The 17,455-nt window shown below is 34.3% G+C and carries 13 protein-coding genes; 10 read left to right on the forward strand and 3 right to left on the reverse strand.

Annotation, left to right across the window (positions count from 1 at the left end):
• Nucleotides 1-7: 7 nt before the first annotated feature.
• A complete protein-coding gene (locus ACWPVO_RS03315; protein WP_454206514.1) occupies nt 8-1,420 on the reverse strand; it encodes a Y-family DNA polymerase in 1,413 nt (470 codons plus the stop codon).
• A gap of 146 nt (nt 1,421-1,566) precedes the next feature.
• Between ACWPVO_RS03315 and ACWPVO_RS03320 the strand changes: the two genes are divergently transcribed.
• Both ACWPVO_RS03320 and ACWPVO_RS03325 read left to right on the forward strand, forming a co-directional pair.
• Nucleotides 1,567-1,800, forward strand: a complete 234-nt coding sequence (locus ACWPVO_RS03320; RefSeq protein ID WP_454206516.1) for a hypothetical protein — start codon at nt 1,567-1,569, stop codon at nt 1,798-1,800.
• Between the two features lie 73 nt (nt 1,801-1,873).
• Nucleotides 1,874-4,423 (forward strand): DUF4268 domain-containing protein, encoded by a 2,550-nt coding sequence (locus tag ACWPVO_RS03325; RefSeq protein ID WP_454206518.1) that lies wholly within the window; start codon nt 1,874-1,876, stop codon nt 4,421-4,423.
• 144 nt (nt 4,424-4,567) lie between these two features.
• On the opposite strand, the gene ACWPVO_RS03330 is transcribed toward ACWPVO_RS03325, so the two are convergent.
• Nucleotides 4,568-4,825 (reverse strand): putative signal transducing protein, encoded by a 258-nt coding sequence (locus ACWPVO_RS03330; RefSeq protein WP_005955936.1) that lies wholly within the window; start codon nt 4,823-4,825, stop codon nt 4,568-4,570.
• A gap of 165 nt (nt 4,826-4,990) precedes the next feature.
• Here ACWPVO_RS03330 and ACWPVO_RS03335 point away from each other — a divergent pair, with 165 nt between their 5' ends.
• Nucleotides 4,991-6,295 carry a sodium-dependent transporter gene (locus ACWPVO_RS03335; RefSeq protein ID WP_454206520.1) on the forward strand — a complete coding sequence of 435 codons (1,305 nt, stop codon included), beginning with the start codon at nt 4,991-4,993 and terminating at the stop codon, nt 6,293-6,295.
• 192 nt (nt 6,296-6,487) lie between these two features.
• On the opposite strand, the gene rpsD is transcribed toward ACWPVO_RS03335, so the two are convergent.
• Nucleotides 6,488-7,084, reverse strand: coding sequence for a 30S ribosomal protein S4 (gene rpsD / locus ACWPVO_RS03340; RefSeq protein WP_005955856.1), 597 nt, complete (start codon nt 7,082-7,084; stop codon nt 6,488-6,490).
• 227 nt (nt 7,085-7,311) lie between these two features.
• Between rpsD and ACWPVO_RS03345 the strand changes: the two genes are divergently transcribed.
• The 7 genes from ACWPVO_RS03345 (at nt 7,312) to ACWPVO_RS03375 (ending at nt 17,455) form a co-directional block, all read left to right on the forward strand.
• Nucleotides 7,312-8,655, forward strand: coding sequence for an oxaloacetate decarboxylase subunit alpha (locus ACWPVO_RS03345; protein WP_454206523.1), 1,344 nt, complete (start codon nt 7,312-7,314; stop codon nt 8,653-8,655).
• Between the two features lie 112 nt (nt 8,656-8,767).
• Nucleotides 8,768-10,015 carry an aminopeptidase gene (locus tag ACWPVO_RS03350; protein ID WP_285072622.1) on the forward strand — a complete coding sequence of 416 codons (1,248 nt, stop codon included), beginning with the start codon at nt 8,768-8,770 and terminating at the stop codon, nt 10,013-10,015.
• Between the two features lie 121 nt (nt 10,016-10,136).
• On the forward strand, nt 10,137-11,657 hold the full coding sequence (locus tag ACWPVO_RS03355; protein WP_454206525.1) for a YifB family Mg chelatase-like AAA ATPase: 1,521 nt from the start codon (nt 10,137-10,139) through the stop codon (nt 11,655-11,657).
• A gap of 10 nt (nt 11,658-11,667) precedes the next feature.
• The gene (dprA, locus tag ACWPVO_RS03360) at nt 11,668-12,747 is read left to right on the forward strand and encodes a DNA-processing protein DprA (RefSeq protein WP_454206527.1); all 1,080 of its coding nucleotides are present in this window, start codon (nt 11,668-11,670) and stop codon (nt 12,745-12,747) included.
• Between the two features lie 25 nt (nt 12,748-12,772).
• Complete coding sequence (gene topA, locus ACWPVO_RS03365; RefSeq protein ID WP_454206529.1) at nt 12,773-14,851, forward strand: type I DNA topoisomerase; 2,079 nt, start codon at nt 12,773-12,775, stop codon at nt 14,849-14,851.
• On the forward strand, nt 14,844-16,289 hold the full coding sequence (locus tag ACWPVO_RS03370) for a GspE/PulE family protein (RefSeq protein WP_454206531.1): 1,446 nt from the start codon (nt 14,844-14,846) through the stop codon (nt 16,287-16,289). Before topA ends, ACWPVO_RS03370 begins: the two co-directional genes overlap by 8 nt.
• Nucleotides 16,286-17,455, forward strand: a complete 1,170-nt coding sequence (locus ACWPVO_RS03375; protein WP_454206533.1) for a type II secretion system F family protein — start codon at nt 16,286-16,288, stop codon at nt 17,453-17,455. The genes ACWPVO_RS03370 and ACWPVO_RS03375 overlap by 4 nt, the downstream gene beginning before the upstream one ends.

Below are 17,455 nucleotides of genomic sequence, written 5' to 3' on the forward strand. Positions count from 1 at the left end.
TCCTAAATCACTCTAAACCATCCATGCCACCGCAGTGGCCACCAATTAACTTGCTTCTTTCAATAACCCTGGACCCTTCCATGAGAGAAGTTGCCCTCTGTAGAGAAGTGAAGCCAAACCTGTCCCTAATTTCATCAATGGCATGGTCAAGATTCTCCTCTCTCTCAATAGACTTCACATCATCAAAAAAATCAAAAACAGTAGAAGACTGATCTACTAAATTGTCATAAGTAACACCGAGATTTCTCACAGCACCACCCTCATATTTTTCTCTAAAAAGCCTTAGAACTTCTTCCTGCAAGACCCTAGTAGATTGACTAGGCCTAATAGTTCGTCTAGCATTAATAGACTTCTTGTTCTCTGTGTGAGAAAAGTCAACGTAAATAGCGACAACAGAAGCCTTCTTCCTAATACGCCTAATCCTAACAGCAACCTGCTCGGCAATCTCAGATAAGACAATTTCAATCTCATCCTGAGACTTGTAGTCATGAGGGAGGACTTGAGAGTTGCCAAGGCCCTTGGATTTTGCCTTGTAAGGCCTAGATACCTTAGACTCATCAACACCATTGGCGTGAAACCAAAGTTGAAGACCCATGACACCAAAGACCTTTTTCAAGACATCGGGATCATAATTTGCAAGATCACGAACAGTATAAATTGACATAGCATTGAGCCTACTCTTGAGTCTAGACCCAATCCCCCAAAAGTCTTTTAAGTCATCAATAGCCCAGACCTTGGACTCCACATCCTCATAAGACCAATTGGCACGCATAGTCCTAGTCTTCTTGGCCTCATTATCAAGAGCAAGCTTAGCAAGAAGAGGGTTGGCATTGCTCATGCCCACAGTAGAATAAAGACCAGCAGTCTCCCAAATCTCCCTCTGAATCATAGAAGAAACAAGGTCCAACTTGTCACGCCTTGAAACATTTTTGTCAGGAACAAAATAAGACAAAGAATTAGTTAGATCAATAAAACCCTCATCAATAGAGTAGGGGAGGATGTCTTCCTTGGGAGCATAATTTTGGAAAACTTTTTGAACCTTTAAGTTCTCCTCAATGTAGAGAGCCATCCTTGGAGGGACAATAAAAGTTTTCTCCGCCCACTTCTCGATAAAATCAATATAAGGCTTCGTAATCTCAATATTTTGTCTCCTTGCCTTCTCAAAACTAAACTTCCTAGTGTCAATATCAAAGGGAAGCTCGCCAGCCCTGCCAACATTACTCTTACCATAGACACGTTTAAAGGTAGGAGAGCTCGCAAGGATGAGACCATTAGAATTACTAGACCTACTCATAACACAAAGACAAGTGGAGAGAGGGTCCAAGTTCCTCTTGACGCACTCAACACTGGCATAAAAAGACTTGATGTCCACAAAAGCAATATCAGATTTAGGTTCCAAAGAATAATCAATAAAAGTCATAAGCCACCTCGAGGGCAAACTAGCAAAATATATTAAACAACAACGAATACATATTTAAACAAAAGTTTTAGTTAATTATATTTTAGAATATTTGACCAAAAAACACAAGTTCAGAAAATTTCAAAGTCGTATAAATTTATGAGACTATGAAAAATTATGAAATAATAAAAATTTATAAAGTTATAAAAATTAATGAACTTATAAAGATTGATGAAGTTATAGAAATTCATAAATTTATAAGAATTTATGAATTTCCGAAACTAAATAATGAAGAAGAAAATTTCAAATATGATATTGGTTATAAGATAATAAATCAAGACTTAGAAATCATGAGTATATGCTTTATAAAAATGTTAAAATTTGATTCCTCAAAAGATTAGAAATTATAATTTTATTGACATTAATGTGTTAAACTAGAATTATTAACAAATATTAAAAAAACTGGAGGAGCTAATGAAGGGTGATGGTATCCAATTATATTCCTATATGGAAGGAAGTAACAACAGGTATGTTATTCCTGTTTACCAAAGAAGATATGATTGGAAGATTGAAAACTGCAAACAACTTTATAATGATTTATTAAGACTAACTGATGATAAAGAAGGTAATCACTTTTTTGGAAGTATTGTTTCTGATGTTGTGGGAGCTGGGTCTACTACTGAATACCACATTATTGATGGTCAACAAAGACTTACAACTGTGACTCTTCTTCTCTTAGCTATCGCCAAGTTAGTAGAGAAGGGCGAAGTTGAATCTAAGGAAGTAGCTTTAAACGATCAAATAATGGAAAGATTCATTATTGCCAAGTGGGCCAAGGAAGATGATAGGATAAAATTAATTCCTGTTAAAAGAGATAGGCAAGCACTTCATTCTTTAATTTTTGGTGAAGAGGACGAGTATGTAGAAAATTCTAACTTGACTATTAATTTTAAATATTTTTATGAGAGGTTAAGGAAGGATTCTAATCTTATTGATGAAATTTATTCCGCAATTCAAAGACTTCAAGTTATTTCTATTACTTTAGAAAAGGGCGACGATGCCCAGCTTATCTTTGAAAGTTTAAACTCCACTGGTCTTGCTCTTAGTGAAGGCGACAAGATAAGGAATTTTATTTTGATGAACTTGCCTTTGGATGAGCAAAATAAGTATTTTGAGAAGTATTGGATAAAGATTGAAGACTTAACTAATAAGAGAATAGATAACTTTGTTCGTAATTACTTAAGTATTAAGACTTTTTCAACACCGACTATGGCTAAGGTTTATTTTGAATTTAAGGAATATGTTAATAAGCATAATGATTCTTTGGAAAAACTGCTGGAAGATATGCTTAGGTACTCTAAGTTTTATAAAAAACTACTTGATGGTGAAAGTGGTTTCAATAATAGAGACTTAGATTCTGCTATGTTTAATTTCATGAAAATGGATAGAACTGTAACAGAGCCGTTTTTTATGGAAATTTTTAGCTTACAAGACGAGGGCAAACTAAATCTTGATGACCTTATAGGTATTTACGAAATAATTGAATCTTATTTGTTTAGGAGAAATATTTGTGGAGTTGGCACCAATGCTTTAAATAAAATTTTCTTAAATTTAAATAAGGACATTATAAGATATGATGGATCAACAGATAAATATGTCGAGAAATTAAAGTACAATCTTATTAATAAGAGAGACTCTGGAAGATTCCCTAAGGATGAAGAGTTTTATGAGAACTTAAATAATAAAGAAATCTACTTAATGCGTGGAGGTTTTAAAAACTATCTATTTAATAAGATTGAAAACTATAAGACTGTTGAAACCAAGGATATTTATAATCACTTAGATGATGGGACTTATAGCATTGAACATATTATGCCGCAAAAATTAAATGATGATTGGTTTGAAGAATTGGGAGATAATGCTGAAGAAATTCATGAAAAGTGGATCCACAAGCTAGGTAACCTAACTATTACAGGTTACAACTCTGACATGGGCAACTCTTCTTTTACTAAAAAGAGAGATGGAAAGCATGGCTTTAAGAAGAGTGGCATTAGGATGAACCAAGACTTGGCATTACTAGACTCTTGGGGTGAAGAAGAAATAGAAAAGAGGCAGAAGGACCTACTTAATCTTTCTGTGTATGAGATTTGGAAGTATCCTACTACGAATTTTGAATTACAAAGAGAAGAGGTTGAATATATTTCCTTAGCTGATGATTATGATTTAAAAGGAAAGAAGATTTTAAAGATTAATTTTAGGGGAGAAGAGTCATCTTTTAGAAATTGGTCAGAAGCCTTTACTTTTGTAATAAAGCAATTACACTATGAAGATAAATCACAATTAATTAATTTAGTTACTCAAAAAAGGGACGATATACTAGGAAATAGTTTATCAATAGATTTTAAGGACTTAATTAATTATGAAAAAATAGATGAGAGTATTTTTGTTTCGACAAATAATAACACAAATACAAAAATAAGAATATTAAGAAAATTATTTGAACTATATGACGAAGACCCCAATAATTTAATTTTTTATTTTGAGGACTCTGAAAACCTTGATAGAGAACCAGAAAATATAAGGGAAGAATATTGGAATTATGCTATTTCTGTAATTAAAGAAGCAAATATTGATAATGAATCTTTTAGAAATGTTACTAGATCAAAGAGTTCATGGGTTAGTGGAGCCATTGGTATAAATGGATTTTATATAATTTGTTATTTTTATATGAAATTTGTCAAAGTTTCTATGATATTAAATAAGCCTGACAAGGAAGAAAACAAGGCTGGCTTTGATTACCTATATAGATATAAGGATAATATTGAAAATAATTTAGGTTTGAAGCTATCTTGGAATAGATTAGGTGATAAAAAAGCCTCTACTATTGATGCGGCAATAGAAAATATAAATTCAAAAGACAAGTCTAACTGGAAAAAAATTGCAAAATTCCACGCTGAAATGAGTGATGCTTTTTATAAAGAATTTGTTCCTAGGCTTAGAGATTTTAAAAATGAATATAATTAATAGAAATAAGCTCGGGCTAGGCTCGAGTTTATTTTTTATGTTAAAACATAAAAAATACCAGAGAAAATATTAATTCTCTCTGGTATTTGGTCCAACTTTAAGAGGTCATCACATAAACTGGTGGTTATAATTATTTATTAAAGATTAGTCGAAGGATAAGTCGCCGCTTGTGTCGTTGTCATTCATGAAGTAAACTAGGAGCTCGTTGGCTTTATCAAAATCATCTTCTGATACATAGATTCCCTTTTCGTAAAGAGAGAAGCCAGAGATAAGACGCATGTAGTCGCCCTCGTCTTTGACAAAGTAGGGGATGGAGTTGTCTTCTAAGAAGGCACAGATTTCGTCAAAGATAAGTTTATTAGTTGAAGTAACAAGTTTTACATACTCAATGTCTTTTTTCATATTATCACCTAATGAGATTATACCACGAATAAGCTATATAATGAATTTAAGAAAAATAAATAAAATAAAAAAATTTGTCGCTTTAAAGGGGAATATATACTAAATCTATTTAAAAAAAATCACTTTTGTGTTAGTATTTCTAGTATATAAAAAAGGAGAGAGCGTATGTCAAAACAAAATGAAGGATTTTCATCAATCCTAGGATTTATTATGGTTGCCATTGGCCTTGCCCTTGGGATAGGAACTCTTTGGAGATTCCCTTATGTAGTTGGCGAAAACGGTGGAGCAATTTTTATATTTTTATATATTTTAATTATCTTAGTCATAGGAATTCCACTAATGACTTGTGAAGTTACTATAGGTTATGCAACAGGTAATGCCGCAATAGATGCCTATAAGACTTTAAAGCCAAACACAAAGTGGTATCTAGCAGGTTACTTACACACACTTGCAGCCCTTATAATTGTTGGGTACACTTCAGTTATTTATGCTTGGATAATAAAATATATTGCAGGTGCTTTTATGGGTGACTTTGTTGGTCTTGATAGCCAAAGTATTCAAACTTACTTTGATGCCTTTAATGCTAACAAGACAACAGTTTTTATATTTTTCTTAATAAACTTTGCCCTTAACAATGCAGTTATTATACTTGGGGTTCAAAAGGGAATCGAAAGAGTTTCAAAGATTTTAATTCCAGTTTTATTTGTAATTATGATAATTATAATTTTCTTTGGACTTAGACTTCCTGGTGCAAAAGAAGGTATCACCTTCCTATTTAAACCAGACTTTTCTAAATTTTCCTTTAACTCAGTTATAACTTGTTTGGGACAAGCCTTCTTTGCCTTGGGACTTGCTATGTTGGGTTCTATGGTATTTGGATCTTACATCAAAGAAAAGGATGAAAACATCTTTAAGGACTCAACAGTTATTTGTCTTGCCCTAGTTTTTGCAGGAATCTTATCTGGATTTATGATTCTTCCAATAGTTTTTGCAACAGGACTTACACCAGGTGAAGGCGTTGGACTTACATTCTTAACTCTTCCACTTGCCTTTAACGTTGTGCCTTTTGGTAGAGTTCTTTCAATCCTATTTTATTTTGGTTTCTACATTGCAGCCTTTACTTCATCAGTTGGAGTTCTAGAAGCAATTGTAGGACAATTTATGGAAAGATTTAAATTAGAAAGAATAAAGGCTCTAATGCTTGCAAGTGCAATAATAGTTGCCATTGCTGCTGTATCAATTTTTTATGATCCAGCCTTTGCCTTCCTAGACAATATAGAAAGTAATTACATCTTAGTAATTGGCTGTCTAATCATTGCACTTTTCTCAGCGAGAGCTTGGAAGATGGAAAATTTACTTGAAGCAGCAAATATTAAAAGTCCTTTTGTTAGGGCTTGGATGAATATTAGTATAAAGTATGTTTCACCAATTGTTATTGTGATAATATTCTTAAGTCAATTTATAAAATAAAAAGTCGCATGCTAGTCATGCGATTTTTTTGTAGGATAATTTAAATTTTATTCTGCTTGCTTAAGTATGGAATTAAAAAATTTTTTTAATAAGTAGAAGGTAATGACATCAATAAAAATTAAAAAAGTGGGGGACTAAGCCTCCACTTTTTACATAATAAAAAAGACCCTGGCAGGGTCTTTTCCATTTTCATTACATGTTCTTTGAATAGAATTCAACGATTAATTGGTCTTCAATTTCTATTGGAATATCTTCTCTATTTGGTAGAGAAACTAAAGTTGCTTTAAAGTCTTCGTCCTTAGAAATGTAAGGGTAGTTTACAACGATGTTAGTGTTGTAGTTTTCTTTAAATAGGTCAACTTTTCTTCCTTTAGCAGATAATGCAATAACATCGCCAGCTTGACATCTGTAAGAAGGAATATTTACTTTCTTTCCATTTACAGTTAGGTGACAGTGGCTAACCATTTGTCTTGCTTGTCTGATTGAAGATGCGAAGCCCATTCTGTAACATAAAGAATCTAATCTAGTTTCAAGGAATGTTACAAGGTTAGGACCAGTTTGGCCTTGAGTTCTTTGAGCTTCTTTGAATAGATTAACAAATTGTTTTTCAAGTACACCGTAGTATGCTCTTAATCTTTGTTTTTCTAAAAGTTGCTTACCGTATTCAGTAAGTTTTTTATCGCTTCTTGCAGTACCTCTTGTAGCTCTTTTCATTGCCTTTGGGTGACCGCATACATTTAGTCCAAGTCTTCTTGATTGCTTGAACTTTGGATCCATCATTTTTGCCATTTTTATCAAACTCCTTATAAATCTTCGCCGCGATAATTTATAAGCCGATAGCATTATACTAAATGAGAAAGGCTTTGTAAAGAGAATAACAAAATATAATAAAAATTTTATGGAATAACAAAAATTATTTGTTAGAAAAGGAGTTATAGTATGAAAAAATTTGAAAAATTTGTGTTATACTTATCTTAATAAGATGATCTGAACGTATGAGATACCTAGGAGGATTTATGAAAAAGATAGAATTTGTTGATACTATTCTTCGTGACGCCCACCAATCACTTATGGCAACACGAATGACTTACAAGGACATGGAACCAGCTCTTGATAGACTTGATAAGGTTGGCTATAAGGCAATCGAATGTTGGGGAGGAGCTACTTTTGACTCCTGCATTAGATTTTTAGATGAAGATCCATGGGAAAGACTTAGAAAGATTAAGTCTCACTTTAAAAATACAAAAACTCAAATGCTTCTAAGAGGTCAAAACCTTTTAGGTTATAAAAATTATCCCGATGATATTGTAGAAAAATTCGTTGAGCTTTCTGTTAAAAATGGAATTGACATCATAAGAATTTTTGACGCCCTAAATGATTTAAGAAATATCGAAACTTCACTTAAGGCTACAAAGAAGGCTGGAGCTGAAGCTCAAGTTGCAATTTGTTATACAACTTCAGAAGTTCACACTATTGAATACTTTACTGAACTTGCAGTCAAAATCCAAGAAATGGGAGCAGACTCTATTGCCATCAAAGACATGGCTGGAATTTTAACTCCACCTGTTTCAAGAGACCTAGTAAGGTCAATGAGAATGGTAATTGATATTCCAATAGAACTTCACACACACGAAACTAATGGTTGTGGATCTATGACTTATCTTAAGGGAATTGAAGAAGGAGCAGATATTATTGACACAGCTATTTCTCCTTTCTCTGGTGGAACAAGTCAACCACCAACAGAAACTCTTGCTATTGTTTTAAAAGAAGCAGGATACGATGTTGACCTTAACCTAGACATCCTAAATGAACTTGCTCCTTACTTCCAAGAAGTTAAAAATAAATATCTTAACAATGGAACAATGAGAGTAAAGATGCTTACAGTTGATCCTAAGGGACTAATTTATCAAGTACCTGGTGGAATGCTTTCAAATCTAAGCTCACAACTTTCTGCAGCTAAGCAAGACCACTTATTTGACAAGGTTCTTGCAGAAGTTCCAAATGTTAGAAGGGACATGGGCTTCCCACCACTTGTTACTCCAATGAGTCAAATGGTTGGTACTCAAGCTTCCTTTAACGTTATGACAGGCAAGAGATACAAGATGGTTCCAAATGAAATCAAGGATTACCTAAAGGGACTTTACGGTAAGACTCCAGTGGAAGTTGACGAAGCCTTTAGAAAATCTATAATTGGTGATGCAGAAGTTATTACTGACAGACCTGCTAACCACTTAGAGCCAGCTTTTGCTAAATACAAGGCAGAAATTGGTGACCTTGCAAGATGTGACGAAGACGTATTGACTTACGCACTTTTCCCACAAGTTGCTAAGGACTTCTTAACAAAAAAATATTCTAAATAAGTTTATTATGAAGATGCTACTCACTTGGGTAGTATCTTTTTTTGCATCTTATTTTAATTTGTTGTATATTAATTTTGAATAAAAATAAATTTTATATCGAAGGGATGATTAAATGGACTATAAAAATTTTAAAGTCGAAGATTATATAGAAAAATATGTTGAACTAATTTTAAAAGTTGGTTTAAAAATTAAAAATGGAGACAAACTTGTTGTTAGGTGTCCCATTGAAGCAAGAGACTTTGCAGTAGAGTGCACAAGGAAGGCCTATGAACTTGGCGCTGGCGAAGTTGTAGTTGACTACAGAGACCAACTTATCTCAAGACTTAAGTATGAAAATGAAAGTCTTGATGTTTTGACAGACATACCAAAGCACAAGGTTGACAAGGAAAACTACTACATGGAAAAGAAGGCAAAGTATCTTTCAGTTACAGGTTCAGACCCAGATGCTTTTAAGGGAGTAGATGCTGAAAAGTTATTTAAGTCTAATCTCGCAAACTCCAAAGCCTTGAGAGACTTTTCTGCAAAGATGATGGCAAACTATGTTTCTTGGATAGTTGTGGGAGCTAGCATTCCATCTTGGGCTACAAAAGTTTTTCCAGACCTAGAAGAAGGGGAAGCTGTTAGAAGACTTTGGTTTGAAATCTTTAACTCAGTGAGACTTTTTGAAGAAGATCCAATAAAAGCTTTAGAAAATCACGTGGACAACTTAAACAGATACAGCAAGTTCTTAAATGATGCTAAGTTTGAAAAATTAATTTATAAGTCTCAAAAGGGAACTGACCTTGAAGTTGGACTTCCAAAGGGCTACATCTTTGCAGGTGCAGGAGATGTGAATTCAGATGGAGAAGAATTTATAGCCAACATGCCAAGTGAAGAAGTTTTCTCTGCACCAAGACTTGATGGAGTGAATGGAAAAGTTTATTCAACATTGCCACTTAACTACAACGGCAATCTAATAGAAGACTTCTATTTAGTTTTCAAAGATGGGGAAGTAGTTGATTATGATGCAAAAGCTGGCAAAGAATATTTGAAAAATATTTTAGACACAGATGAAGGAGCAAAGAGACTTGGAGAAGTTGCCCTAGTTTCTTACAATACACCAATTTCCATGAGGAAGGTTCTTTTCTACAACACACTTTATGATGAAAATGCATCTTGTCACTTTGCCCTAGGCAAGTCCTACCCAACTTGTCTTGAGGGAGGAGAAAAACTTTCAATAGAAGAATTGAAGGAAAGGGGAATGAACGACTCCCTAACTCACGTTGACTTCATGGTGGGCGATGAAACAACAGAAATTATTGGGGTCAAAGAAAATGGTGAAGAAGTACAAATCTTTAAAGAAGGAAATTTTGTAATTTAATAAATTATTTTAAGTCAGGCAAAAGTGCCTGGCTTTTTTTTAATTATTTTAGAATTTGTAAAGGTTTTCTGCTAAAATATAATTAAGAAAGAATTTTAATTTACATAGATAAGGAGGGCTTATGTATTCTTGCACAAAAACTTGCACCTTAACTGGACTTAATGGCTATCCAGTTGACGTTGAAGTAGACTTATCAAATGGAATGCCAAAAATTATTTTAGTTGGACTTGCTGACACAGCTGTCAAGGAATCAACAGAGAGGGTTAAGTCGGCAATAAAAAATTCTGGCTTCGACTTCCCTAAGAAGAGAATTACAATAAATTTAGCTCCCGCCAACTTAAGAAAGGATGGAACGCAATTAGACCTTGCTATTGCAGTTAGTCTCTTAAGCTGTGATGAGAGTCTTGAGATGGACTATTCACCCTATGTTTACATGGGAGAGCTTGCTCTTGATGGCAAGATAAATAAAATTCAAGGTGCCCTTCCCATGGTCATATCCATGAGGGAGAAGGGTTATAGAAAATTCATCGTTCCCTATGAGAACCGTAAGGAATGTGCCATAGTATCAGACGTTGAAATTTATCCTGTAAAGACATTAGAAGAAGTTGTTTCTTTTATAAGGGGTGAAATTCAAATTGAAAGATGTATTGGTAGCCTAAAGAGGGAAAAGGTTTCTTATGATATGGATTTTTCTGATATTAAGGGTCAAGAAAATTTAAAGAGGGCCCTAGAAATTTCTGCATCAGCAAAGTCCAATATTTTAATTTTAGGCTCACCAGGTTCAGGTAAGACTATGGCAGCAAAAAGATTTCCAACAATCTTGCCAGAGCTTGACTTTGAAGAAGCCATTGAAGTTACAAAAATTTATTCTATATCAGGGCTCTTAGACGACAATTCACTAATAACTAAGCCACCCTTTAGGTCACCTCACCACACAGCATCAGCAGTTTCCCTAATAGGTGGCGGAAGAATACCAAAGCCTGGAGAAATTTCTCTTGCCCATAAGGGCGTCTTGTTCCTAGATGAGTTGCCAGAATTTTCAAAGTCAGTCTTAGAAGTTTTGCGTCAGCCAATGGAATCAAAGGATATAATAATATCTCGTGCTAACGCAAATGTTAAGTACCCTGCGGACTTCCAACTCGTTGTGGCTTTAAATCCATGTCCTTGCGGCTATCATAACTCAAAGACTCACGAGTGTACTTGTTCGCCTTATGAAATTCAAAGATATCTTTCAAAAATTTCTCATCCACTCTTGGACAGGATTGACATTCATCTCGAAGTGCCAGAAGTAAATTATAAGGACATTTCTTCAGAGAGGTCTGGTGAATCTTCTGAAGCTATAAGAAATAGGGCCAAGTATGTTAGAGAAATTCAAAAGAATAGGTTTAGAGATGAATCCTTTAAGTATAATTCAGAAATTCCTGAAAATAAATTAAAGCGCTATTGTCCTCTTGATAAAAATTCTGAAAATATACTAGAGCTCGCCTTTAAGAAGTATGGAATGAGTGCTAGAACTTACAACAAAATTTTAAAAATCGCAAGGACAATTGCAGACATGGATGGCTGCGAAAATATAAAAGAAGATCACGTATTAGAAAGTATCCAGTACAGAACTATGGATAAAAAATTCTGGGGCAATTAGGAGTAAAAAAATGAAGGAAAGAGACTTACTTATTTTTTTAAATGCAATAAATTTTTCCAGCGAAAATTCTCTAAAAGTCCTAGATTATTTAATGGATAAAAACCTTCCTCTTGAAGATTTTTATAAGCTAGACTTCTTAGAAGAGCATGTTCTTTCAGAGAGAAGTGCCAATCGCTTAGATGAAAGAGCTGGGGACTTCGATCTTATAATAGAAAAGATTAGTGAAAAAATAAAATCAATTGGAGTTCACATAGTCACTATTCTCGATGAAGACTATCCAGATGAACTTAGGTACATTGAAGACCCACCTTCTGTCTTGTATGTTAGGGGAAATTTAAAACTTTACAATCCTATTGCCTTTGTAGGGGCCAGGTCACACTCATCTTATGGCAACATGGCTGTAAATAAGATAATCGACGATCTTAGATTTTATGACTTTACAATTGTAAGTGGAATGGCATATGGGATTGACACCTTGTCTCACAGGAGGGCTTTATTAAATAATCTAAACACAATTGCCGTCTTGGGAACGGGGATAGATGTTATTTATCCAAAGTCCAACAAGGCTCTTTATGAAGAAATTTCTGAGAAGGGAGCTGTCATTAGTGAGTTTCCTCTTGGGACTCAAGCCAACAAATTTACTTTTCCCATGAGAAACAGAATAATATCTGGACTTTCAAAAACTGTTGTAGTCGTTGAGGCCAAGGACAAGTCAGGAAGTCTTATAACTGCAAGGCTTGCAGCAGAACAAGGAAGGGAAGTATTTGCAGTTCCAGGAAATATTACTTCTATTTATTCAGTGGGAACTAACAAGTTGATACGTGATGGAGCCATACCCCTTGTTGAGATAAAAGATATTCTAGATTTCTATCCAGGCATCCTATCTAAAAAGGATAAGGAAGAAAAGATTGACTTAGACCTTGAAGAGATGGCAGTCTATAATCTCATTGAAAAGGGGATAAATAACACAAATGATATTTGCATTAATTTAAATAATGAGGTATTTTATATAAATAAGATATTGACTAAGTTGGAACTTAAGGGAATTATTGAAAAAATTTCTATGAATGAATTTCAAATTTTAAAATAGACAAGAGGAAGAAGGAGATGATATTTTGGCAAAAAATCTTGTGATAGTGGAGTCGCCCACTAAGGCAAAGACAATAAAAAAGATGCTTGGCACAAATTACAATGTAATTGCATCTGTAGGTCACGTTAGAGACCTACCTAAGTCAAAGCTTGGCATTGATATAGAAAATGATTTTGAACCACAATACATGAACATATATGGCAAGGGACCCCTTATTAAAGAAATCAAGGCTGAAGCAAAAAAGGCTGATAAGATATTTCTCGCAACCGACCCCGATAGGGAGGGTGAGGCTATCTCTTGGCACCTTTCTTATATATTAGATATGAAGGAAGATGACAAGAACAGGGTTACCTTCAATGAAATAACTAAGGACACTGTAAAAAGAGAAATCAAAAATCCAAGAGCAATAGACATGAACTTGGTTGATGCTCAGCAAGCAAGACGTGAACTTGATAGGCTTGCAGGCTATAAGATTTCTCCACTACTATGGAAGAAAGTTAAGTCTGGGCTTTCAGCAGGCCGTGTTCAATCAGCAGTTTTAAAATTAATTTGCGATAGGGAAGAAGAAATTAACAACTTTATCCCAGAAGAATATTGGACAATTGAAGCTGATTTAAGGGCTGGAAGACGAAAACTTCTTGCTGAATATTATGGAGTTAAAGAAAAAAATAAGGCTAAGAAGGTTGACCTTAAGACTGAAAAGGACGCCGACAAGGTAATAGGTAATATTGATGGAGACAAGTTTACAGTGGACTCTGTAAAGAAGGGAAAAAGAGTTAGAAAATCACCAAATCCTTTCACAACCTCTACAATGCAACAAGAAAGTTCTAGGAGAATTAATTTTTCTACTAAGAAGACTATGATGGTTGCACAAAGTCTTTATGAAGGTGTAAAACTTCCTAAGGAAGGTTCAGTTGGACTTATAACTTATATGAGAACTGACTCTGTTAGAATTTCCCAAGAAGCACAAAATGCTTGCCTTAACTTCATAGAAAAGTCTTATGGCAAGAACTATCTTGGTAAGTCCAAAGCACCTGCCAAAAAAACGGAAAACATTCAAGATGCCCACGAATGTATTAGGCCAACAGATGTTACAAAGACTCCTTACTCAATCAAAGATTCACTTTCAAAGGATCAATTTAAATTATATTCTTTGATTTGGAATAGGTTTGTTGCATCACTTATGGCGAATGCAATTTTTGATACAATTTCAGCTGATATAATTTCTAATCTTGAAATCTTTAGGGTCAGCGGATCAACTTTGAACTTTGATGGATACTTAAGAGTCTATGATTACAATCCTGAAAAGGCAAAGGAACTTCCACCTCTTGAAGAAGGACAAGTTTTAAAATTAAAGGACATTCAAAAGGAACAACACTTTACAAACCCACCTCCAAGATACAATGAAGCTTCACTTATTAAAGAGTTAGAGTCCTTGGGAGTTGGAAGACCTTCTACCTATGCCCCAACAATTTCTACATTACAAAGTAGATACTATGTGGTTCTCGAAGAAAAGAAATTTGTTCCAACAGAGCTTGGCAACACAGTAAATGAAATTTTAGTAGAGAACTTTGACAACCTTGTTGACAAGAAATTCACTGCACAAATGGAATTCGAACTTGATGAAATTGCTGAAGGCAAAAAGCCTTGGAAGGAACTTGTAAGGTCCTTCTATGAAGATTTAAAGGAAGATCTCGACAAGGCATATGAAAACATAGAAAAAGTTGAAATTGAAGACCCAGTAACAGATGTAATCTGTGACAAGTGTGGCAGAAACATGGTTATAAAAATGGGTCGATATGGAAAGTTTTTAGCTTGCCCAGGTTTCCCAGAGTGCAGGAACACTAAACCTCTTGTTGAAAAAATTGGAGTTAAGTGTCCAGACTGCGGCGACGGAGAAATAGTAGTTAAGAGGTCCAAAAAAGGAAGAATTTTTTACGGATGTGACCAATATCCAAAGTGCGAATTTGTATCTTGGAACAAGCCAATTAATGAGAAGTGTCCAAAGTGTGGCAGCATCTTGACAGAAATGAGCTCTAGAAATAAAAAAACAATAAAATGTAGTAACTCTACTTGCGACTACAGGAGAGAGGAAAATGAATAAATTTTCTTTTGATATTAAAAAGATTTTGACAGAAAATTATTGTCGAAAGAATTTTATAGCTCCCAACAGAGAAGAAGGCGACCTAGTGGTCTTCTACTCTTTACATATTAACGATGAGATTCTAAAATACAATCTCAGCGAAAAGCTAGGAAGACAAATTTCCTTTGAAGAGGCCCCCTTAGAAAAAATTAATGAAATCTTAGATGAAATCTACAAGAGCAACAAAAAAGATTATCTCTTAGAAGACATAGATAATAAATATGAGGACTTAATTGTCTTAGAAGATGAGGACAAGGAAGACTCGCCGGCAGTTAGGGTCCTTGATTATATACTTAGAGAAAGCATTGAGAAAAATTCCAGCGACATTCACATTGAGCCAAGATTCGACAACATAATAGTAAGAATTAGGATTGATGGAGCTCTAAATAAGCTGATAGATTTACCGAAAAAGATTTATCCCTATCTTGTTACGAGGATAAAAATCTTGTCTCAGTTAGATATTTCTGAGAAGAGACTTCCTCAAGATGGACGATTTTCCTTTGACTTCAAGGGAGAAAAAATTGACATTAGGGTTGCAACCACACCAACTGGCAATGGCGAAAAAATAGTTTTGAGAATTTTGGATATCCAAAGAATTTCTTACACTCCAGAAGGCATTGGGCTTGTGGGAGAAAATTATGACAAGGTAATGAAATTAATTTCTCAACCATCAGGCTTGATTCTAATTTGTGGACCAACATCTTCTGGCAAGACTTCATCACTCTATACACTTTTGAGAAAGATTCAAGATGATGATATTAACATCATGACTATTGAAGATCCAATTGAATATAAAATCGATGGGATAAATCAAATCGAGGTAAATCACAACACAGGCCTAAGCTTTGAAAAGGGACTTAAGGCAATTTTGAGAATGGACCCAGACAAGATAATGATTGGCGAAATAAGAAATGAAGACACAGCTCACATTGCTATATCATCTTCCATCACAGGTCACCTAGTTTTGTCTACTCTTCACACAGAATCTTCGCCTGCATCAATAGGAAGACTTCTTGATATGGGGATTGAAGCCTACCTAATCTCTGCAGGTCTTATTGGGGTTATATCTCAAAGGTTAATAAGAAGACTTTGCCCTCATTGTAAAGAAAAAATCAAAAACACTAATCCACTTGTTAATAGTGAATTTGTTTATAGGGCTAGAGGATGCCATAAGTGTAACCAAGGCTACTTAGGTAGGATGGCAGTTTTTGAAATAATGATTGTAGACTCTGAAATTAGAGAAATGATAAGCAGGAGAGAATCTGTAAAAAATATAAAAGTCTTGGCAATAGAAAAGGGAATGAAGACCCTATCAAGTGAAATTTTAAACTTAATAGAAGATGGCGAAACAACTTTTGACGAGTATTACAAGAACATACATACCGTTGGTGACTTATGATTTACAATTACAAGGCCTTTAGGGGCAGTGAAAAAGTTAAGGGAAATATTAAGGCTGACAACTTAAAGGAAGCCAAGGAAAAATTAAAGAGAGAGGGACTTAGACCCATAAAGATAGAAGAGAATATTGAGTCATCAAATTCCTTTGAGTACAAGAAGAAGTTTAAAAATGAAGATCTCTATATTTTATTTAGACAGCTCTCTCTTTTTATAAATTCAGGTATAAATATAGAAAATGCCTTTGAGATATTGTCTTCACAATTCCCAAAGGACAAGGGAAAAATTTTATCTGATATAAGAGACAGCCTAAGGTCTGGAAGTGATCTATCTGATTCTATGAAGATGACGGGAGCCTTTCCAAGTCGTGTGATAAACATGGTTTATGTAGGTGAGAACACTTCGAGCCTGGGTAAAATTTTTGACAAGTTATCTGATTATTATATAAAAAAGAGAAAGACTCAGTCTAAGATAATTGAGGCCATGGCTTATCCATGTATCCTCTTGCTGACTTCAATCTTTATAATTAATTTTTTAATTATAAATGTCATTCCAAGTTTTGGAGAAATTTTTTCTGACAACAATAACTTGCTCCCACTTCCAACGAGAATTTTAATGGGATTTTCAAACTTTGTTTACAAAAATTATTTCTTTATTATTTTAGGGATATTACTTGTGATAGCGATTGCACTTATTCATCATAAAAAGAATCCAAGGGCTTTTCATTCCTTACTGCTAAAGTCATCCTACTACAAGATGACAAGAGCCATGAACCTATCCTTTAACATGGACCTCTTACTTGGGTCTGGCCTAACAGTGGACAGGAGCCTTGAAATAATTTCTAATATGGAAAGGAACTCTGTTTTAAAAGAAAAGTATCAAGAAATCTTATTTAAGCTAAAGTCAGGAGAGCATTTTTACAAAAGTGCTCAAGAAACAGGGGTCTTTTCAAAGGTATTAATTTCTATGATTAGGGTAGGAGAAGAGTCCTCCAGACTTAGAGAAATTTTTTCAATTATGTCTTCATACTATGAAGAAGAACTAAATGCTCTTAACCAAAAAATTCTTGGTCTAATGGGACCAATTTTAATAATAATTATGGCGTTGATAATTGGATTTATAGTGCTATCTATTGCACTTCCAATTTTTGATATGGTAAATCAATTTTAG

Source organism: Peptoniphilus sp. Marseille-Q6390 (assembly GCF_965119475.1).